The 19,747-nt window shown below is 62.1% G+C and carries 21 protein-coding genes; 6 read left to right on the top strand and 15 right to left on the bottom strand.

The features are described from left to right. Positions 1-123: 123 nt before the first annotated feature. Together NKH03_RS02665 and NKH03_RS02660 are read left to right on the top strand one after the other, a co-directional pair. Entirely contained in the window at positions 124-309 is a 186-nt protein-coding gene (locus NKH03_RS02665; protein WP_352867481.1) for a hypothetical protein, read from the top strand. A 234-nt stretch (positions 310-543) separates the two neighbouring features. Next, positions 544-1,497: an alpha/beta hydrolase gene (locus NKH03_RS02660; RefSeq protein ID WP_352967005.1), complete on the top strand. Its 954-nt coding sequence runs from the start codon at positions 544-546 to the stop codon at positions 1,495-1,497. A gap of 34 nt (positions 1,498-1,531) precedes the next feature. On the opposite strand, the gene NKH03_RS02655 is transcribed toward NKH03_RS02660, so the two are convergent. Then, positions 1,532-2,431 (bottom strand): LysR substrate-binding domain-containing protein, encoded by a 900-nt coding sequence (locus NKH03_RS02655; RefSeq protein WP_013531163.1) that lies wholly within the window; start codon positions 2,429-2,431, stop codon positions 1,532-1,534. A 219-nt stretch (positions 2,432-2,650) separates the two neighbouring features. Between NKH03_RS02655 and NKH03_RS02650 the strand changes: the two genes are divergently transcribed. The 4 genes from NKH03_RS02650 (at position 2,651) to NKH03_RS02635 (ending at position 4,773) form a co-directional block, all read left to right on the top strand. Further along, complete coding sequence (locus tag NKH03_RS02650) at positions 2,651-2,836, top strand: hypothetical protein (RefSeq protein ID WP_032930657.1); 186 nt, start codon at positions 2,651-2,653, stop codon at positions 2,834-2,836. Between the two features lie 337 nt (positions 2,837-3,173). Beyond that, entirely contained in the window at positions 3,174-3,308 is a 135-nt protein-coding gene (locus NKH03_RS02645; RefSeq protein ID WP_013531161.1) for a hypothetical protein, read from the top strand. Positions 3,309-3,649: 341 nt separating this feature from the next. Beyond that, positions 3,650-4,588: a GlxA family transcriptional regulator gene (locus NKH03_RS02640; protein ID WP_352867678.1), complete on the top strand. Its 939-nt coding sequence runs from the start codon at positions 3,650-3,652 to the stop codon at positions 4,586-4,588. Beyond that, entirely contained in the window at positions 4,516-4,773 is a 258-nt protein-coding gene (locus tag NKH03_RS02635; RefSeq protein ID WP_352867473.1) for a type II toxin -antitoxin system TacA 1-like antitoxin, read from the top strand. The genes NKH03_RS02640 and NKH03_RS02635 overlap by 73 nt, the downstream gene beginning before the upstream one ends. A gap of 10 nt (positions 4,774-4,783) precedes the next feature. Here NKH03_RS02635 and NKH03_RS02630 read toward each other — a convergent pair whose 3' ends face one another. The 14 genes from NKH03_RS02630 to NKH03_RS02565 form a co-directional block, all read right to left on the bottom strand. Next, positions 4,784-5,566 carry an ABC transporter ATP-binding protein gene (locus NKH03_RS02630; RefSeq protein ID WP_352867471.1) on the bottom strand — a complete coding sequence of 261 codons (783 nt, stop codon included), beginning with the start codon at positions 5,564-5,566 and terminating at the stop codon, positions 4,784-4,786. Further along, entirely contained in the window at positions 5,563-6,336 is a 774-nt protein-coding gene (locus NKH03_RS02625) for an ABC transporter permease (protein ID WP_352867469.1), read from the bottom strand. The genes NKH03_RS02630 and NKH03_RS02625 overlap by 4 nt, the downstream gene beginning before the upstream one ends. Before the next feature lie 85 nt (positions 6,337-6,421). After that, the gene (locus NKH03_RS02620; protein WP_352867466.1) at positions 6,422-7,372 is read right to left on the bottom strand and encodes an ABC transporter substrate-binding protein; all 951 of its coding nucleotides are present in this window, start codon (positions 7,370-7,372) and stop codon (positions 6,422-6,424) included. A 162-nt stretch (positions 7,373-7,534) separates the two neighbouring features. Then, a complete protein-coding gene (locus tag NKH03_RS02615; protein WP_352867463.1) occupies positions 7,535-7,879 on the bottom strand; it encodes a peptidase inhibitor family I36 protein in 345 nt (114 codons plus the stop codon). A 157-nt stretch (positions 7,880-8,036) separates the two neighbouring features. Continuing rightward, a complete protein-coding gene (locus NKH03_RS02610; RefSeq protein ID WP_352967004.1) occupies positions 8,037-8,885 on the bottom strand; it encodes a DUF1194 domain-containing protein in 849 nt (282 codons plus the stop codon). 88 nt (positions 8,886-8,973) lie between these two features. Then, positions 8,974-11,535 carry a GcvT family protein gene (locus NKH03_RS02605; protein ID WP_352867459.1) on the bottom strand — a complete coding sequence of 854 codons (2,562 nt, stop codon included), beginning with the start codon at positions 11,533-11,535 and terminating at the stop codon, positions 8,974-8,976. Between the two features lie 274 nt (positions 11,536-11,809). Next, complete coding sequence (locus tag NKH03_RS02600; RefSeq protein ID WP_352867457.1) at positions 11,810-11,983, bottom strand: hypothetical protein; 174 nt, start codon at positions 11,981-11,983, stop codon at positions 11,810-11,812. Next, positions 11,980-13,212, bottom strand: a complete 1,233-nt coding sequence (locus tag NKH03_RS02595) for a hypothetical protein (protein WP_352867454.1) — start codon at positions 13,210-13,212, stop codon at positions 11,980-11,982. Before NKH03_RS02595 ends, NKH03_RS02600 begins: the two co-directional genes overlap by 4 nt. Positions 13,213-13,235: 23 nt before the next feature. Further along, positions 13,236-14,666: an aspartate aminotransferase family protein gene (locus tag NKH03_RS02590; protein ID WP_352867675.1), complete on the bottom strand. Its 1,431-nt coding sequence runs from the start codon at positions 14,664-14,666 to the stop codon at positions 13,236-13,238. A 104-nt stretch (positions 14,667-14,770) separates the two neighbouring features. Next, positions 14,771-15,778 (bottom strand): NAD-dependent epimerase/dehydratase family protein, encoded by a 1,008-nt coding sequence (locus NKH03_RS02585; RefSeq protein ID WP_352867451.1) that lies wholly within the window; start codon positions 15,776-15,778, stop codon positions 14,771-14,773. After that, positions 15,775-16,209 (bottom strand): EamA family transporter, encoded by a 435-nt coding sequence (locus NKH03_RS02580; protein WP_352867448.1) that lies wholly within the window; start codon positions 16,207-16,209, stop codon positions 15,775-15,777. Before NKH03_RS02580 ends, NKH03_RS02585 begins: the two co-directional genes overlap by 4 nt. 126 nt (positions 16,210-16,335) lie before the next feature. Next, positions 16,336-17,688 carry an FAD-binding oxidoreductase gene (locus tag NKH03_RS02575; protein WP_352967002.1) on the bottom strand — a complete coding sequence of 451 codons (1,353 nt, stop codon included), beginning with the start codon at positions 17,686-17,688 and terminating at the stop codon, positions 16,336-16,338. Between the two features lie 2 nt (positions 17,689-17,690). Next, positions 17,691-19,124, bottom strand: a complete 1,434-nt coding sequence (locus NKH03_RS02570; RefSeq protein ID WP_352867442.1) for a UbiA family prenyltransferase — start codon at positions 19,122-19,124, stop codon at positions 17,691-17,693. Positions 19,125-19,351: 227 nt separating this feature from the next. Continuing rightward, positions 19,352-19,615 carry a hypothetical protein gene (locus tag NKH03_RS02565; RefSeq protein ID WP_352867440.1) on the bottom strand — a complete coding sequence of 88 codons (264 nt, stop codon included), beginning with the start codon at positions 19,613-19,615 and terminating at the stop codon, positions 19,352-19,354. Positions 19,616-19,747: the final 132 nt, after the last annotated feature.

The following is a 19,747-nucleotide window of genomic DNA, read 5'->3' as shown; positions in this document are numbered from 1 at the left end:
ATCCGGAAACCGAAACACTGTTTTCGCGAAATCCATCCGATACATGGCAGGTGCATTTACCCGGGCATCGAACGGCGGCCGAAGATAATCCTCGGCCGCTGCCGTTCTTCAAGGGAGATGAAAATGTCGATGTTCGGAAATCTCGGTCGCTTCGGTGTGACCATCAGGCAGACCCACGCCAGGAACAAGGCGATCCGAGCGCTGAACAGCCTGCCGGCGCATGTCCAGAAGGACATTGGTTGGCCGGCATCGCCACCGAACGATCCGCAAGCCGGGCTTACCTCGCTGCTTCTGGGTACGCCGCGCTGATGACCTTCGCCGACAAATGCAAATTGCTTGGCATGCGCCGGGGATATCGCATGTCCCCGGCGACCACCGGCAACCGGCTGCGTGCCGCACTTCTGCCGCGCCGCTGACCACTGCGGCGCGGATCACACCACCGTGTAGACACAGCGCAAATCTTGACATTTTCCGCCACGGCACGATCTTCGGAGATAGCGGGGTTCTCTTAGTCGGCTTTAGCCGAAGTTCGTGTATCCGTGTATGCCAAGTTTGAAAAGCCACGTGGTGTCGTTTGTCCTCAGGCACAGCCGCAAGCAGGCGTTTGCCAGCCCGGAGAACCTGCAGCGCTGGATCGTTGCCGCGCGCAAGACCGAGAACCACCAGCCGCCTGCCTCATTGCATCAGCGTCTCGACATCGGGATGCATACGGTCGATGGCTTCCCCGTCTATGAAATCGCCCCCAGGGCCGGCGCGCAGAAGCGGATTTTGTATCTGCACGGCGGCGCCTATGTCTTTGAAATCACGCCCTATCATTGGCATCTGATTGCCGACATGGCCGATCGGCTGGGCTACGGCATCACGGTACCGATCTATCCCATCGCCCCCGAACATGACTTCCATGCCATGTTCGGCATGGTCGGCGACGTCTACCGTCAGATGCTCGACGAGACGGAGGCCGAAGACATCGTCTTCATGGGCGATTCCGCCGGCGGCAATATGGCCGTGGTGCTGACCATGATGGCTGCCGAAAAGGGCTTGCCGCCGCCGTCGCGGCATGTGCTGATTTCACCGGGCCTCGATATGTCGCTCTCCAATCCAAAGCTGTTCGAGGCCGAACGCAACGACCCGTGGCTCGGCGTTCCCGGCGGCTTGGAAGCGATCCGGATGTACAGCGCCGGCATCGACCGCAGCGACTGGCATATCAGCCCGGTCTATGGCGATCTGTCGGTGCTGCCGAAAACGCTGCTCCTGACCGGCTCGCACGACCTGCTCAGTCCCGACAATCTTATCTTCGCCGAGAAAGCGCGTGCCGCCGGCATCGAAGTCGATGTCGTCTATGAGGAAGGCATGTTCCACGTCTGGCCGTTGATCGATATGCCGGAAGCACGCCGCGCCCGCCAACACATCGTCGCGTTTCTCAGCGAGAGCCGCTTGCCGGTCAGGCAAGATACGGAAACAAGGTTCGAGGCGCCCTCCGCCGAGGCGGCGCAATAGCGCTTTTCTCCTTGGACCCGGCGCTGCTGGCGGATCAGAACTTGCCGGTTTCCCGGAACACTTCGAAGGTCGCGCGGATGTGGTCGGCAACGGCCTTCACCGGCGCGCTGGCATCCGGTGCCACCACCATCGCCAGATTGTAGGTGCCGATGTCGGGCATGCCGTCCTTCGGGCAGAGTTCGACCATGTCGTTGCCGAGGAACGACTTCGGCAGTGGCGCCACTGCGAGATCGGACATGATCGCGGCGCGCTGGCCGGCCGTGTGCGCGCTCATATAGGCGATGCGGTAGTTGCGGCCTTCGCGGCCAAGCGCGTCAAGCGCTCCGGCGCGCCAGGCGCAGCCCTCTTCCCACAGCGATACCGGCAAGGGCTCACGCAGATGCGCGCAGCCGCCCTTGGCGCCGGCCCAGACGATCGGCTCTGTAAGCAGCACCTCGGCGCCGAGCGCGCTGGTCTTGTAGGAATTGGTGAGCAGCGTGATGTCGAGCGCGCGGTCGTCCATGCGCCGGCGCAGATTGCTGCTCTGGTCGATGGTGACGTCGACGGCGATCGACGGATGCGACTGCGCGAAGCGCTTCAGCACATGCGGCAGCACACGCTCGCCGTAGTCGTCCGGCGAACCGAGCCGCACCACACCGACAATCTCGGGAATGATGAACTTCGACACCACCTCGCGGTTGATCGACAGCAGCCGGCGGGCATAGCCGAGCAGCATTTCACCGTCCGTGGTCAGCGACACCGAGCGGGCATCGCGCGCGAACACCGAGCGGCCAAGGATGTCCTCCAGCTTCTTGATCTGCATGGAAACGGCCGACGGCGTGCGGAAGACCGCATTGGCGGCAGTGGTGAAGCTGCCGGTCTCGGCAATCGCCACGAAAGTGCGCAAAACGTCGAGATCGAGCAATGGCAGTGGATGATTGAGCGGGGCGTTCATGGGAACCGACCTTCAATTTTTCTGATGCAAAACATCATTCCATTTCGTTTGATTGAACATCAGATTGAGAAGATAGTCAACTCCATCGAAGCAGGTAGCTGCCATGAGCGGCCATGACCACCACGACACAGACCTGCATTCGGCACGAAATGAAGTTGAAACAGACCCGACGTAACCAACTCGCTGTCTGGCACCCGCCAGCCGCCAAAGGAGAGTGAAATGTCTATCCTGTCGTCTCTTGGTCGCATCGCGACCGAATTCAGCGCGGCCCGTGCCCGCTACCAGACCGAACGCGCCATCCGCTCCCTGCCGATCGAACTGCAGAAGGATATCGGCTGGCCTGAAGCTTCCGACACCAAGACCGGTACTCGCAATGGCGTCGGATCATGGGCTGGAGCAAAGTAGATCGTGTGTACCATGTGCTGAAGGCCTGCCGCGCAACCGCCCGGCAGGCCTTCTCTATTTTATTTGTATTCAAATGAGTTTCGGAGCCATGTCGCTCGCGCATGACGCATATGAGAAAGCCGCATAGCAGCTTCTGTTTCTAATTAGTTCGTTGTAAACAATGGTAAATTTCGGGCATCTTGCCCAAATTTGTCGCAATCGGTGTCGCATTTCATATCAAGCGCTTCGCATTTGCGATTTAGTTTTTGCTTACACAAGCCTATATCAGCGCCAGCAAACGAGCTGCCCCACTCCATCAAGCGAAGGCGACCCGTCTGAGCAACAAATGGAGATGATCATGAAGCTTTTTGCACGCCTCTTCGCCCGCCGCGAAATGAACCTGACCACCGCTCTCGAGCGCCAGCGCCTTGCCAACACCATGCCCGGCCAGACCGGCGCCATGAACGCGGCGCGCCTCGGTTTCGTCGCCTGAAGATTTCAAGGCAGCGCATCCCTGCTGCTTTAAAACTGTAACGCCGCCTGGCTCCAGCCAGAGCGGCGTTTTTGTTCTGCCGCCGGCCGCACGCTGCCTGTCCTTTGACCAGCGGGATGCCACTTCCGGGGCTCGCTGCACGCCGATTGCCCATTTGCGACCCATGTCGCAAATTTAATCTTGTCCGGGCGGTGTAGCCGATTGACAGACATGGTTTTTCCTGATGTCGCTATGCTATTCGCGACATCCTGTTCGCGCCATGGCTGAGTGAGGCTCCCTTGAACGCCGTAAAGCATCCGATCAAGCGATCGTTTGTATTCTTCCTTGTTCCCGATTTCACCATGATCGCTTTTGCGACCGCGCTCGATCCCCTGCGCTCGGCCAACCGCATGCTCGGCTACGAGGCCTATCGCTGGCGTCTCGCCAGCATCGACGGCAAGCCGGTGCGCGCCTCGAACGGGGTCGAATGCGCGGTCAACACCTCGCTGGAGGATGAGCGCAAGAAGATGGCAGGCCCCGACCGGCCGAACATGGCCATCGTCTGCAGCGGCATCGATGTCGAGCGCTATCATAACAAGTCGGCCTTCGCCTGGTTACGCGAGGAATACAATCGCGGGGTCGCCGTCGGCGGCCTGTGCACCGGCGCGCACATCCTCGCCGCCGCCGGCCTTTTGTCCAACAAGCGCTGTGCCATCCACTGGGAGAACCTGCCGGGCTTTTCCGAGGCGTTCCCGAAGGCCAATGTCTTTGCCGACCTCTTCGAGATCGACCAGAACATCTATACCTGCGCCGGCGGCACCGCCGCGCTCGACATGATGCTGAAGCTGATCGGCGACGACTTTGACGAGAACCTCGTCAATCGCGTCTGCGAGCAGGTGCTGACCGACCGCGTGCGCAGTCCGACCGACCGCCAGCGCCTGCCGCTGCGCGCGCGCCTCGGCGTCCAGAACTCGAAAGTGCTGACCATCATCGAACTGATGGAAGGCAATCTGTCAGAGCCGCTGTCGCTGATCGAGATCGCCGACCATGTCGACCTGTCGCGCCGTCAGATCGAGCGGCTGTTCCGCACCGAGATGGGCCGCTCCCCTGCCCGCTATTATCTCGAAATCCGGCTCGACCGCGCCCGGCATCTGCTGATCCAGTCGTCGATGCCGGTGGTCGAGGTGGCGGTCGCCTGCGGCTTCGTCTCGGCCTCGCATTTCTCGAAATGCTACCGCGAACTCTACGCCCGCTCGCCGCAGCAGGAACGCGTCGACCGCAAGCAGTTGCTGGCGGCCTGATCAGGTGTCACGTGAGTAAGAGAACGACCCGATCCGAAAAACTGGCCGACCGGCGCAGCTTTCACCTCGACGCGAAGAAATGGGCTGCGTTTATGGCGGCTCTGGATGCCTCGACGCGTGACCTTTCACGCCTGAAACGCCTGTTGAGCGAGCCGAGCATCTTTTCCGATCGCGATCCAGCGTGAGCCAGGCGAACTACACCTGCGCCGTGCGCATCGCCTCGACCCGAATATCCTCGGTCAGCCGCGCCTTCAGCGCCGAGAATTCCGGGCTGGTCTTCAGCGTGTAGTGGCGCGGGTGCGGCAGGTCGATGGCGACATCCGACTTGATGCGGCCGGGCCGCGCCGTCATCACGATTACGCGCGAGGCCATGAAGATCGCCTCCTCGATGTCATGGGTGACGAACAGCACCGTCTTCTTGCGGCGTTCCCAGATGCCGAGCAGCAGTTCCTGCATCAGACCGCGGGTCTGGTTGTCGAGCGCGCCGAACGGCTCATCCAGCAAGAGTATCTCGGGATCGTTGGCCAGCGCCCGCGCGATCGCCGTGCGCTGCTGCATGCCGCCGGAGAGCTGCTTCGGCCAATGGTTCTCGAACCCCTTCAGCCCGACAAGGTCGACATAGGAGGCGACGATCCCATCCCGCTCCTTCTCCAGCATGCCGCGTTCGCGCAGGCCGAAGGCGATGTTTTCGGCAACCGTCAGCCAGGGAAACAGCGTATAGGATTGGAAAACCATGCCGCGATCCGGCCCAGGCCGGGTCACCGCCTTGCCGTCGAGCAGCACGCGGCCTTCGCTTGGCGCTTCGAGGCCGGCGACGATCCGCAGCAATGTCGACTTCCCGCATCCGGATGGCCCGAGGATGGTGATGAAGTCGTTGGCGGCGACCGCAAGGTCGATCGGCATCAACGCCTTGACCGGCTCTCCGCCGCTCACGCCGGCAAAAGTGCGCGAGACGCCCTCGATGAGAAGCTTGCTCACGCCAGGCTCCACGGAAAGAGCCAGCGGTTGAATGCCTTGAAGGCGAAGTCGGACAACAGCCCGATCAGCCCGATGACGATGATGCCGAAGATGATCTGCCCTGTCGCCAGCCGCGACTGGCTGTTGATGATCATGTAGCCGATTCCGGAGGACGAGCCGATAAGCTCGGCGACGATGACGTAGGTCCAGGCCCAACCGAGCACCAGCCGCAAAGTCTCGGCGATCTCGGGCGCATTGGCCGGCATGATCACCCGTTTGACGATGCCGTTGTTGGTTGAGCCAAGCGTATAGGCCGCCTCGACCAGGTCACGTCTTGTGCTGCCTACCTTGACCGCGACGATCAGGACGATCTGGAACACCGAGCCGACGAAGATGACGAGCAGTTTTTCCAGCTCGCCGATGCCGGCCCACAGGATGAGCAGCGGAATGAAGGCCGAGGCCGGCAGGTAGCGGGCGAAGGAGACGAACGGCTCCAAAAACGCCTCCACCGGCTTCCAGGCGCCCATCGCAATGCCGATCGGCACCGCGACGACCGACGCCAGCAGGAAGCCGCCGAAAACCCGCCAGATGGTGATCAGTATGTCGAGCCAGAAACGGTCCTCGACCAGCAGCCGCCAGCCATCCTTCAGCATCGACAGCGGATCCGCGAGGAAGATGCGGTTGACGTGGCCGCCGAGCGTGATCCACGCCCAGAAGGCGACGAACAGCACGAAGAAGGAAATGCCGAGCACGGTTCGGATGCCCGGCGAGACTGGATGCAAGGGGCGCATCGTCAAATCGTCCCCATCTTCGTCACTTGTCCATGAGAAGGCGACGGCGCCAGGCGGCGCCGCATGATGGTCAAAGGCAGCACCGTCAGTTCGACAACGCGCTGGTGTCGGCCAGTGTGGCGACGTCGGGCGCTTCCTTGATCAGCCCCATCTGCAGCAGAAGCTCGCCGGCGGTCTTGGAAAAATCCTGGAATTCCTTGGTGAAGAACTGCTTGTTCTCCGCCCTGTCGGCCCATTTCAGGTATTTCGCCGAATCCTCGAACTCCTTGGCCGACTGCTTCACGTCGGCGCCCATGGTCTCATAGGATTTCTGCGGATCACTCTTGATCAGGTCGAGCGCGTCGAAATAGCTGTCGGCCAGCGCCTTGGCGGCATCCGGATTGGCTTTGAGGAATTCGGGCGTACAGCCGACCGTGTCCAGCACCATCGGGTAGTCGAGCGTGGTTGCCAGGATGTGGCCCTGGTCGGACTTGTCGCGCACCGCCGAAATGAACGGCTCATAGGTCACCGCCGCATCGTTCTGCCCGGCGAGGAAGGCCTGCGCTGCCGCATCCGGCTCCAGATTGACGACGGTCACATCCTTGGTCGACATGCCGGCCTTGTTCAGCACCCAGGCGAGCATGAAATAAGGTGACGTGCCCGGCGCCGAGGACGCGACAGTCTTGCCCTTGAGGTCGGCGACGGTCTTGATGTCGTTGCGCGCGACGATGCCGTCGGCGCCATAGGATTTGTCGAGCTGGAATATCTGCTTTGTAGTAACCCCGCTGGCGTTCCACACCAGCCAGGTCTCGACCGTGGTGGCGGCGCATTGCAGGTCGCCGCTGGCGATGGCGAGCGGCCGGCTCGCCTGCGGCACCTTCTTCAAGGTCACATCCAGACCGTGCTTCTCGAAGATGCCTGCCTGCTTGGCAAGTGTCAGCGGCGCGAAGCCGGTCCAGCCGCTGATGCCGATGGTAACCGAGGTGGCGGCCATCGCCGGTGCGGACAAACCGGCGGCAAGCGTCAATGTTGCGGCGATAACGGCGATCCTAGTCATGTCAGTTCCCCTTTTGTTTTCGCTGAGGAAACTGTCTCACAGACGCCAATCGGCTTGTCAATGAACAGCTTGGTGAGGCAACCGCCGAGCCGGCGGCTGTAGTCAACTCTATCGGCGGCCCATCCCCGAAACGGGGCGGGCTGCCCGAAATCCAAATAGCCTTCAGTAGCCGTCGCAATAGCACTCCGCCGAGGAGATGCGGTCGTTCCAGTCGCTGCCGCCGAAATCGCGGATTCTGCGCCGGATCTCGATCGAACGGCCCCCCATCCGGGAATCCTCATAGGCAACGAGCGTGCAGCCGCGGCGAACGATCACAGACGAGACACGGTCGTTCCAGAACTGGCCGCCGCGAAAGTTCACGGAATCGTCGGACCCCATACCGATGGACCGCCCGCGAAAATTCGCGTGCTCGAACATCATGCAGGCGGGCTCGTCGTTGTATTGGGCGCTGGCGCCGTCGGCAAAAAGCAGGGACGCGACAGCAGTTAGGATGGCTAGACGTTTCATCTTATGTTTCCTCCGTTTCGACCGCGGGTCCCCTCCGGCTGGATAGCGCGGTCCGGCCAATTTGCCAATGCTTCGGCCGGCGTGGCAAGCCTGAAGCATGATCCCGAAAAGTGGAACCGGTTTTCGGAAAAAGATCATGCTCAAACTGAAAAGAGCTTTAGCGGCTGTCGAACATCCAGCTGCGGTTGCGCCACATTCTCTCACCGACCAGGCAGTCGGTGACGGGTTCCGCCTGCGCCGAGACCACCGGCGGATGCGCGGCTTCTTCCGCCGCCCATTGCTGCGAGGCCGGACCGGCAAGTTCCAGCACCAGCTTGCGGCGGATGGCTTCGGGAAACTGCGTCCAGTCGTTGACCGGGATCATGAACGCTCCGGGGCCGCCGATTACGCAGTCGCTGTAATAGCGATCGAGATTGTTGACATCGTAGGCGCCTGTGAAGCCGCCTCGGGTCATTAGCGGCAGGCCGTTGATGACGATCCCTTGCTTGACCAGCCCGTCGCGGGTGAGGTTGACCGGCGCGCCCTGGTTGTTGGGACCGTCGCCTGAAATGTCGATCACCCGCTTGGTCCCCTGGTAGCCACTCTCGGCGAACAGGTCGTTGCCGAATTCCAGCGCGCCGGAGATCGAGGTGCGCCGTGCACTGTTGGGCGGCCGCGCGGATAATTGCGCAACCACCCGCTCCGCGTCAGCGCGGCTGGCGATCACAGTCCACGGCACGATGACGCGCTGCCAGCTGGTGCCGGCCCATTCGACATAGGTGACCGCGATCTTGCCATGGGCGCCATCGGCAATGGCCTGCAGCACATTGTCGTGCGTCAGCGCCGCTGCGTAGCCATGACGCTGGATCTCGAGCTCGTCCGGCGACATCGACAGCGAAACATCGACGGCCAGCACCAGCTCGACATCGACCGGCTCATCTGCGGCGGATATTGGCGTCAGCAAGAGCACCAGCGCGAACGCGGCGCAGCCTGAAAGGAAATGTCTTGCGCGGGCAAAAGCAGACATTCCCCAAGGGTAAGCGAAAACAGCCCGTTTAAAAAGAGCAAAGCCCGGCCGATAGCCGGGCTTTGCGTTCGTTAACGGTCCTGCAGCATCAGCTGCGCGGCTTGAGGTTCTCCGGGTCGTAGAGCGGCTTGTAGCCGACAGCCGCTACTTCGACCGGATAGGTTTCGCCGAAATACTCGATGGTAAGCTTGCGGCCTTCCTGGGCGTACGCCCACGGCAAATAGGCGAGACCGATGTTCTTGCCGATGGTCGGGCCATAGGCCATCGAGGTGGTGAAGGACCGCCGACCGAGTTCGTCGACCAGCGTTTCGCCGGTCTTCGGATCCATCACCGGCATCGTGCCGACGGGATACCGGGCAACGCCTTTGGAATCGACGTTCTCGGTCATCACAAGCGTGCACAGCATGGCCGGCTGATGCTCGCGGGCGCGGTACTCGACATGCTTGGCCTTGCCGCAAAAGTCGTTTTCCTTGACCTTCGGCCGAGCCAGATCGGCTTCGAGCAGATTGTACTCGGTCAAAAGGTCGGCGTTCTGCAGGCGCAGGCTCTTTTCCATGCGGCGGGTGTTGGCATAAGTCTCGACACCGAACGGCATCACGCCGGTCGAGCGCAGGGCATCCCAGACGGCCAGGCCATCCTCGTAGCGCATGTGCAGTTCCCAGCCTTGCTCGCCGACATAGGAGATGCGGAAAGCGGTGACATCCTTGCCGCCGATCCTGACCGGCTTGATCGCCGCGAACGGGAAATTCCCATGCGAGAGCCCGTCCGGATTCTCGACAACTTTCTGCAGGGTCGCCCGGGCGTTCGGTCCCCAGATGCCGATGGTGACGTATTTCTCGGTCACATCGGTGATGGTAACGTCGAAACCTTTGTCCTGCGCGGTGCGGCGCATGTACTGGAAGTCGCGCGGGCCGGCGTCGGCGCCATCGATCAAACGACAGCGGTCGGCCATGCGGATGACGGTGAAGTCGGCGCGCACCATGCCTTCCTCGTCGAGGAAGTGGGTATAGATGCCCTTGCCGATGTTGTTGTCGCCGCCGATCTTGGCCGCGCAAAGCCATTCCAGCAACGCGACATGGTCCGGACCTTCGATGTCGTACATGGCAAAGTGAGACAGGTTGACGATGCCGCAATCCTCGCTCATGGCGAGATGTTCGGCATTTGAAACGCGCCAGAAATGTCGGTTGTCCCACTCGTTCTCACGCACCGGCACGCGGTTGCCGTATTTCTCCAGCAGATGCTCGTTGGCGGCATAACCATGGGCGCGCTCCCAGCCGCCCAGTTCCATGAAGTAGCCGCCGAGTTCCTTCTCGCGCTCCCAGAACGGCGAGCGCCGGATGTTGCGGGCCTTGGAGAACGGTTCGCGCGGATGCACGGCCGGATTATAGACCTTCATCGCCGTCTCTGTGCAGCGATCCCAGATGAACTGCTCCTTCGTCTGGTGCGGATAGAAACGCGCATAGTCTATGGCGTGATGGTCGATCGCGGTGCGGCCGTCGGTCATCCAGTCGGCGATCAGCTTGCCCATGCCGGGGCCGTCCTTAACCCAGATGGCGACGGCATACCAAAGGCCCCGCACCTTCTGGCTTTCGCCCATGGACGGGCCGCCATCGGCCGTCACCTGGAGAAGCCCGTTGAAGGAGTGGCTTTCATTGTAGCCGAGTTCGCCGAGGATCGGCGTCAACTCCATCGCGCGCTCGAGCGGCGCCAGGATCTGCTCCATGTCGAGATCGCGCTGCGAAGGTGAAAGCCGCGCCTGGTCCTTCTCCAGCAAATCGCGCGGGTGGCAGAGACGCGGATTGGTCTCTTCGTAATAGCCCCATTCGATCTGCCCGCCCTCGGCTGTCTTGGGGTCGCCGGTGTCGCGCATATAGGCAGAATTGCCCTGGTCGCGCAGCAGCGGCCAGCCGATCTCCTTGCCGGTGCCGGCAAACTCGTTGTACGGGCCGAAAAAGGTCAGCGGATGGTCGATCGGCATGACCGGCAGATCCTCACCGACCATTTCGGCGATCAGCCGGCCCCAGATGCCGGCGCAGACGACGACATAGTCTGCCTCGATGGTGCCGCGATCGGTCACGACGCCTGATATGCGGCCGTCCTTGACGATGAGCGACCTGGCGGGCGTGTTGGCGAACGACTTCAACTTGCCCGACGCTTCCGCCTGGTCGACCAGCTTGCCGGCGACGGTCTGCGAGCGCGGGATGACCAGACCAGCGTCGGGATCCCACAGACCGCCCTGCACCATCGCTTCTTCTATGAGGGGAAATTTTTCCTTGATCTCGGCCGGTTCGATCAGGCGCGCGCGCGTGCCGAACGCCTTGGCCGAAGCGATCTTGCGCTTGATTTCTTCCATGCGGCCATCGTCGCCGACGCGGGCAACTTCAAGACCGCCGATGCGCGCGTAGTGGCCCATCTTCTCGTAGAAATCGATGGAGTAGAGCGTCGTCCAGCACGACAGGAAATCGTGGCTGGTCGTGTAGCAGAAGTCGGAGGCGTGCGCCGTCGAGCCGATATCGGTCGGGATGCCGGATTTGTCGATGCCGACGATATCGTCCCAGCCGCGTTCGATCAGATGATGGGCGATCGACGCGCCGACAATACCGCCCAGGCCGACGATGACGACCTTCGCCTTTTTCGGAAACTCTGCCATTGTCCGCGACTCCAAAGTGATAAAGCGGGCGGACTATAGGGCGGAGCGGCAGGGCGAATGAAGCCTGTTTGCGACATTGGCAAAAAGCCGAGCGACCATAGGGTGAAATGGTTCACGTCGGGCGCCTTGGACGGTTCGCTTTCCGAGCTGGGGCTAACTCAGGCGAACGCCCAGATGTCCTCGGCCTGGAAGCCGACCTGATAGCCTGAGGTCTTCAGCTTGACCACGACCTGGCCGACCTCGGCGGCCGAAAGCGCGCCGACCTCGACCTTGATCATGCCGGGGCGTTAGCGCTTGAGGTCGAGCTGTTCGAAGACAATCCAGTCGGCGCCTTCAGCGCCGCCCTGGCCAGGAACTTTGTGCCGCGCAGCGACGGCCCGCGATCGAGAACTCCCTTGGGAAGACCAAGCGACAGGGCAATTCGCGCCAGGCTGGATACCCAACTCATGACTTGTCTCCGGGAATGATTGGCAAGGCGACGCGATGCTGGCCATGCCCCAATGTTGCCCACAGAGCCATGAACGGTGTCGCCAGCAGCAGGAAGGATGGGATCAGATGCGGGAAATAGATGCGGGTGTCGTGAATCGGGAAGACGGTGAACTTCGCCAGCGCACCGAGCACCAGCGCCGCAAACAGGATGCCGGCGCGGCGATCGAGGCGGAAGCCGGCACGGCCGGCCGCATACCAGCCCGCCAGTGCCAGCACCGACACCCCGACCCAGCTGTTCAGGCTGACGGCGCGCAGCAGTGACGTGGCGAACGCCTTGAGATAGGCAGTGACCGAGAATGGCGGCGCGAACCCGTCCATATTGTACTGCTGCTCGATGCTGGAGAACCACAGATGCGGCCACCATCCAGGATGATGGGCCCAGTGCGAAATGGCGAAGTAGGCGACGAAAGAAGCCGCAAAGCCGGCCAGCGCGCCCCATGCCTTCTGCCGGAACACGACCAGCAGCACAGCGAAAATAGCAAGGAAAACAACGTTGTCGGGCCGCACCATGAAGGCGAGGAAGAGCAGGATCGCCGTTGCCACCTCGCGGCCGCGGACATAGGCGTAAAGCCCGCCCAGCAGCAGCGCCGAGCACAACAGGTCCGGCGTCGAGGCGCGCGCCGCATCGCCGAAATCGGCCATGATCAGCACCGCGCCGACCAAAGGCGCCAGGGCCAGAGCCCGCTCGGAGCGCAGCCAAAGCAGCGTGATCGCGCCAAACAGCAGCACGGAGAACACCGATACCAGGCGCATTGCCTCGACCGGCGACATCACCGCGCTCAGCGTCGACAGGATCTCGGCGTAGAGGAATTTGATCCGGTACATGCCAAGCAGCGAATGGAAGTCGGCGGCATTCTCCGTCATATGGCTGCGGAAGCCGCCGCCATCGTCGGTCAGCGCCTCGTAGTCAGCAGCCGAAACACCTGATTTGACCGTGTTGTAGGCGTAGTCATGCCGCGCCTGCGCATCGGGATAGGTGCCTTCCTCTGATATGGCGAGATAAGGCAGCATGTCCCAGTTGGCGTCTGGCATCACCCAGGCGGTGAACGCCGTCAAAAGGATGTAGAGCGCGAAGGCCGCCGCGCCAATCGGTGCCGCCAGCCGCGCATAGGTCCCCTCGCCCCACGCCAGACCGGCCCCGGCGAGCCGGTCGAGTGGGTTTTGCGGAGCGGGCGACTTGGTCAGCATCGTTGTACTCAGCGAGCTTCCTTTTAGCGGACTTGGCTTTTGACGAAGTCCTTGACGATCGACACGATGCCGCGCGACAGCAGGCTGTCGAAAGCATCGACGAAGCGGTCGACATGCTCAGGCCGGCAGATCAGCGGCGGCTCCAGCCGGATGACGTTGCGGTTGTATTCGGTGAAGGCGACCAGCACGTCATAGTCGCGCAGCAGCAGCGCACCGACAAAGCCCGACAGCGAGCCCTTCAGCTTGTCGTCGAGCACGCTGACGATAGGCCGCAGCACCATCGGCAAGGTCTGCGAGAAGTCGTGGAACTCAAGGCCGACCATAAAGCCTTTGCCGCGCACATCCTTGATGATCTTCGGGTATTTTTCCTTGAGCGCCTGCAGGCGCTGCAGCAGATAGTCGCCGGTGACGGCGGCGTTGTCGATCAGCCCCTCGTCATAGAGAACGTTGAGCCCTTCGATCGAGGTGACGCAGGCCTCGCCCATGCCGCCGAAGGTCGCCATGGCGTGGATCATTGCCGTCTTCGGCGTGCCATAGGCCTTCATGTAGACCTCGCGCCGCGCGATCATCGCGCCGACCGCTGCCTTGCCGGCGCCGAGCGACTTGGCCAGCGCGGTCACGTCGGGAATGACGCCGTAATGCTCGAAGGCATAGAAGCGGCCCGAGCGGCCGTAGCCGCACTGCACTTCGTCGGCGACCCACAGCACGCCATACTGGTCGCACAGCGCGCGCAGCTTCCGCCAGTATTCGGCCGGCGCCTGGATGATGCCGCCGCCGCCCTGGATGGTTTCGAGCACGATGACGCCAACCTCGGGGTCGGAACGGAACAGGCGCCCGACGGCTTCGATGTCGGCGAACGGAATGCGGACCGTGTTGTCCGCCACCTTGAAGTCGGCGCGATAGAGCTGGCCGTCGGTAATGCCCAGCACGCCCTTGGTCTTGCCGTGGAAGGAATTCTCGGCATAGACGATTTTCGGCCGCTTCGGGCCGGCGGCGCGCTCGGCGAGCTTCACCGCCGCTTCCATGGCTTCCGAGCCGGACGAGCCCAAAAACACCATGTCGAGATCGCCGGGGGAGCACTTCGCGATGTTGTGCGCGAGGGCCGCCGCGTATTGCGACATGAAGGCGATGGCGATTTCCTGGCGCTGCTCCTCCTGGAATTTTTTCCGTGCTTCCAAGATGCGCGGATGGTTGTGGCCGAAGGCCAGCGAACCGAAACCACCGAAGAAATCGAGGATCTTGCGGCCGTTCTGGTCGATGTAGAACATGCCTTCGGCGCGCTCGATCTTGATCTTGTGGAAGCCGAGCAGCTTCATGAAATGCAGCTGGCCGGGGTTGAGATGCGCCTTGAACAGGTCGGTCATACGGGCGACATCCATCGCCTTGGCCTGCTCGACGCTGATCAAATCGGGCTTGGCGATGGTGGCGGGCGACAGCGACGGCGCGCTGACCATGGTGCGCACGTTGGTCTGCTCGGGCTTGGCCATGACGGTCATTTCAATCTCCTGTCTGCGCGCACGACCAGGATCGGGCGCAACGAAAGCTGTTTTGCGAGCCGCTATTCGGCAGGCACATGTTTGGTGGCCACAGTGGGACCGGCTTTCCTGGCGCGGTACTCGCTGTAGGCGGCGATCAGCATGTCCTCGTCGCGATATTGCGGCACCCAGCCGAGCTGGCGCCCGGCCTTGGACACGTCGAGCACGCACTCCTCGTCGGCGATCAGATATTGTTCCGGATCCATGATCGGCATGTTCATGAGGTCGAGCAGGTCGAGCGTGCGCTTGACCGCCCACCCCGGTGTCGGGATCAGGATCGATTTCGAGCCGGCATGCCTGATCAGGTCGCCGAGCAATTTCTTGACGGGGGGCGGGTTGAGCGAACCCAGATTATAGGCCTCATCAGGCACGCCGGCTTTCCAGGCCGCGCGGGCAGCTTCCGCACAATCGAAAACAGAAATGAACTGATAGGGGTTTTTGCCCGAGCCGATCATCGGCACGGGTAAACTCCAGTCGATCAGCTTGAACAGTTTTTCGAGAATGCCGAGACGGCCGGGGCCGATGATCAGGCGCGGGCGAAACAGCGAGATCGACATGCCGCGCTTGCGCCATTCGGCGGCCAGTTCCTCGGTCTTCTGCTTCGACCAGCCATACTCGCCAAGCGGCGCGACCGGATGCTCCTCGGTCATCGGCTTGGTGACCGTGTGGCCGTAGATCATATCGGTCGTATAGTGGACGAGCTTGGCTGCGCCAGCTCTGTCCATGGCCTGCAGGATGTGCTCGGTACCGTGGAAATTCACCGGGAAGAAGAAGTCGTGCCGCTTGGCGCGCACCTGGATCGGCGACAGCATCTTGGCCGACAGATTGTAGACCATGTCGTCGGCCTTGAGCCCGACAGCCGCGATCGAGGCCGGATCGGTGACGTCGCATTGGATAAAGCCGACATTGCGGTAATGCGGCAGGTCGTTCTTGACGATGTCGGCGACGACAACCTCTTCACCATCGGCCACCAGCTTCGGGGCAAGGTGGCGGCCGACGAAACCGTCGCCGCCGAAAATCACATGTCTCATCGAACAGTCTCGTTTGCTTGGATCTTGTCGGGCGTGATGGAAGCCGTCTGGTCCGCATGTCCTCGCCCACTTTGGGCGATCAGCACCGTGCCGACGCAGATGCAGGCGATGCCAGCGATGCGCCAGCCATTGAGGTCCTCGCGGAAGACGAAATAGGCGAAGATGGCGACGGCCACATAGGCGAGGCTGAGGAATGGATACGCGAAGGAAAGCTCGACCTTGGACAGCACATAGAGATGCGAGGCCATCGAGATGACGAAAGTACAGAGGCCCAGGAACACCCATGGGCTGAAGACGATCTGCAACAGCTTGATGAGCGGATTGACGCCCTCGAACGAGATCGGCCCGAGCGACATCATGCCTTGCTTCAGCATCAGCTGTGCGGCAGCATTGGTCATGACCGTAAAGAGAATGAAGACGATGTATTTCATGTGTTCCAAGCCACCCCTTCGCGCTTCCTATTACAAACCCGCAAACATTTCGTGAAGCCGCAAGAATGTTTTGAGTGAACCGTGTATTTTTAACGGTCCGATAACCATGAATTACTCGAAATTTATCTATTCCGCGGCTTCGACGACACCCCGCCGCAGGTCCAGCTTCCTTGCCGTCCGCGCCCAGAAACTCGATAGGAAGGCGGGATCGCGCAGCGCCTCCAGCCGTGGCCATTCGGGAAAGGACGACGCGAAGATGTCGGCGCCCATGCGGGCGTCCTTGTAGGGATTGACCGCGCCACCCGCCTCGACCGTGATGCGATCGAGTTCCCGCAGCAACGCCAGCGTCGCCGCGCCCCTGTTGGGGAAATCCAGCGTCAGCGTGTAGCCGGGACGCGGGAACGACAGCAGCGCCGGCGAGCGGATGGAGCCGAAGCGTTTCAGCACGGTGAGGAACGAGCCCTGCCCGGCTTGCCTTGCAGCCGCCAGCAGCGCCGGCACCGCCTCGCGCGCCGTCTCTTCCGGCACCACGCTCTGGTGCTGGAAAAGCCCTTTAGGTCCATAAAGCCGGTTCCAGTCGCGCACGCCGTCGAGCGGGAAAAAGAAGCCCTGGTAGCCAGTCTGGCGCGGTGCAGTCGAGCGCCCTTTCTTCCACCTGTAGGCGGCGCTGAAGGCGGTCAGGAATGGCCGGTTGAGCACATTGAACGGCAGCTGGACCGGCACCGAGAGCTTGCCGCCGGCGCGTGAGGCGGTATGCGAACCGTGCTCGGCATGATTGCCTGACAACAGCAGGCCGCGACCGCTGTTGCGGCCGCCGGCAAGCTGGTCGATCCAGGCGACCGCGTACTCATTGGCCTGATCGGCCGCCTCGGCCAAACCGAAGAACTCGTCGAGATCGCGAAACGGTGTCGCCTTTTCGACGATGTCGAGGGAAGGAACCCGCATCAACCGGATCGAGGCCGACAGGATGAGACCGGTCAGCCCCATGCCGCCGATCGTCGCCCGAAACAGCCGCGCATTGTCCGTTGTCGAGCAGCGACGGGTCTTCCCGTCGGATTTGAGCAGCGTGAGTGTCTCGACATGGCAGCCGAATGTTCCGCGCCGGTGATGGTTCTTGCCATGCACGTCATTGGCGATGGCGCCGCCGAGCGTGACGAATTGCGTGCCTGGAACAACCGCCGGGAAGAAGCCGTAAGGGGCGACGTGGGCGATGATGTCGGACAGCAGCACGCCAGCATCTGCTTCCAGAACACCGGTCTCGGCGTTGAAGGCGCGGATCCTGTTCAGCGACCGCATGTCGATGATCGCGCCGGCCTCGTTCTGACAGGAATCGCCATAGGAGCGCCCGTTGCCATAGGCAAGCAGCGACGCCGGCCCGGCCTGCCCACCCTTCAGCAGCGCGATCGCCTCATCGGTACCGATGACGCGCGTCGCCGGCGATGTGGCAAGGCCAAAGCTTGGGAAGCGCTCAGTGGCCATGCCTACCAGCCCCCGATGACCAGCATCACCGCGCCGATCAGCACCACGATCTGACTGCGCCAGTCGCGAATGATGAAGACGACCGGATCGTCATGCATCTCGTCGCGGCGCGCCAGGATCCAGACTCGCATGGTCAGATACAGCACGATCGGCGCCAGCGGCCAGATCAGCCACGGATGCGGATAAAGCTCCCGCACCGCGACGCTGTCCATGTAGAGCGCCAGCACCAGGGCCGAAGAGAAGGCCGAGGCCATGCCGGCCTGGGCAACGATCTCCTGGTCTTCGGTGCGATAGCCGCGGCCGGCAATGCGCTCGCCATGCGGGATGGCGGTGATGCGCAGTTCGACAAAACGCTTCACCAGCGCCAACGACAGGAAGAAAAAGATCGAGAAGGCGAGCAGCCAGAACGAGACATCGACGCCGGTCGCCGCCGCACCGGCCAGGACGCGGATCGTGTAGAGGCCGGCGAGCGTCAGCACGTCGACCAGCAGCATGCGCTTGAACGACAGCGAATAGGCCGTGGTGACCACGATGTAGCCGCCGAGCACGGCCAGGAATTCGGGCGATAAAAACAGCCCGGTGCCGACGCCGATCGCCAGAAGCACGGCGATCGCGCCAAGGCCGAACGGGATCGACAGCGCACCGCTGGCGAACGGCCTGTTGCGCTTGGCGAGGTGTTTGCGGTCGAGCGCGAGGTCGAAGAAATCATTGAGGATATAGATGGCCGATGCCACCGCGCTGAACGAGACGAACGCCAGCAGGCATTCCCAGATCATATCGATGTTGAAATATTCATGCGAGAGCACCATCGGCACCGCGATCAGCGAATTCTTCAGCCATTGATGGACGCGCAGCATCTTTACGATGGTCCGCAAGGTCGGCTTTGGCGCCAGCATCGTCTCGGCGCCGTGCGCTGCCTGCCAGCGTGCGGCATGACGGTCGGGCGCGACGACAATCGCGTTGCGTGCGGCATCGAAGACCTGGAGGTCATGGCGGCTGTTGCCGGCGTAGTCGAAGCCGCCATCGCCATAGGCCGCGATCAGCGACGCGCGCTTCCTGCTCGAGGTGAGATTGGCGAGACAGTCGGTGTCCAGCACCCGGTCGAAGATGCCGAGGTGGGCAGCGATGGCGTCCGCGAACTTGCGCGGCGTGCCGGTCGCCAGCACGATCTTGCGGCCTTCGGCGTGTTCTGAACGGAGGCGGCAAAGCAGCATCTCGCGATAGGGCAGCGATGCCGGGTCGATGTCGATGCGCTGCGCGATCGCCTGCTTCAGCCGCCCCGGCCCGCCGGCGGCCCAGAAAGGCACGAGGAAGATATAGAGCGGGTTCTTCTTGAGAAGGATGAACAGGCCTTCCCACAACAGGTCGGTCGCGATCAGCGTGCCGTCGAGATCGACCGCAAGCGGTATTGCGTTCCTGTCCGACCGCGCATCCATGTCCGTCCTGCCCCGCCCGCGTATGATCCGGGAAACCGGAATCTCGTTGCGCGCCGCTATTCGGCGTCTTGAGGGCAGGTATAGCGGGGGATGGCGTAGCGAACGTTAAAACGCACGGTTGTAGACGGCTGCCGTGGCGGTATTTCCGGCCTCATTGTTAAACAATCGATACCGGAAACGATAAAAGGCCGAGCAAATGCCCGGCCTTTCCTGTCATGCCGTCGAAATTACTTGATGCGGGCGACACCACCCGAGATTTCGACCGTTTCCGAGCCGGTCAGGGCTTCGAGGTCGCCATTGGGCAAGGTGACGAAACAGCCATTCGGGCAGAATTCAACGGTTTCGCCAGCAGCCAGCGCCAGATCGCTTTTGCTGCCACCCTCGGTCACGATCAGCGTGCGGGTCTCGGCGTCCTTGTTGACCGCGCTTGCGGCATGGGTCGAGCCGCTCACGGCGAACAAAGCGGCGGCAGCGACGAGAGACTTCCACATGGTGCAATATCGGTGTTCCCACCGCCTCTGTTGCATTTCGCAAGGCATTTTCGCCTTTGCATGGGAGCTTATATGAGATGGAAGCTGAACCGCAACTGAATGCCGCATTCATGCCGCAATTGGCTTTGGCCG

Origin of the sequence: Mesorhizobium sp. M1406 (assembly GCF_040317555.1) — a bacterium.
GTDB lineage: Bacteria > Pseudomonadota > Alphaproteobacteria > Rhizobiales > Rhizobiaceae > Mesorhizobium.
Note: the sequence above shows the minus strand (reverse complement) of the source record. Positions and strands in the feature narration are given on the sequence as shown.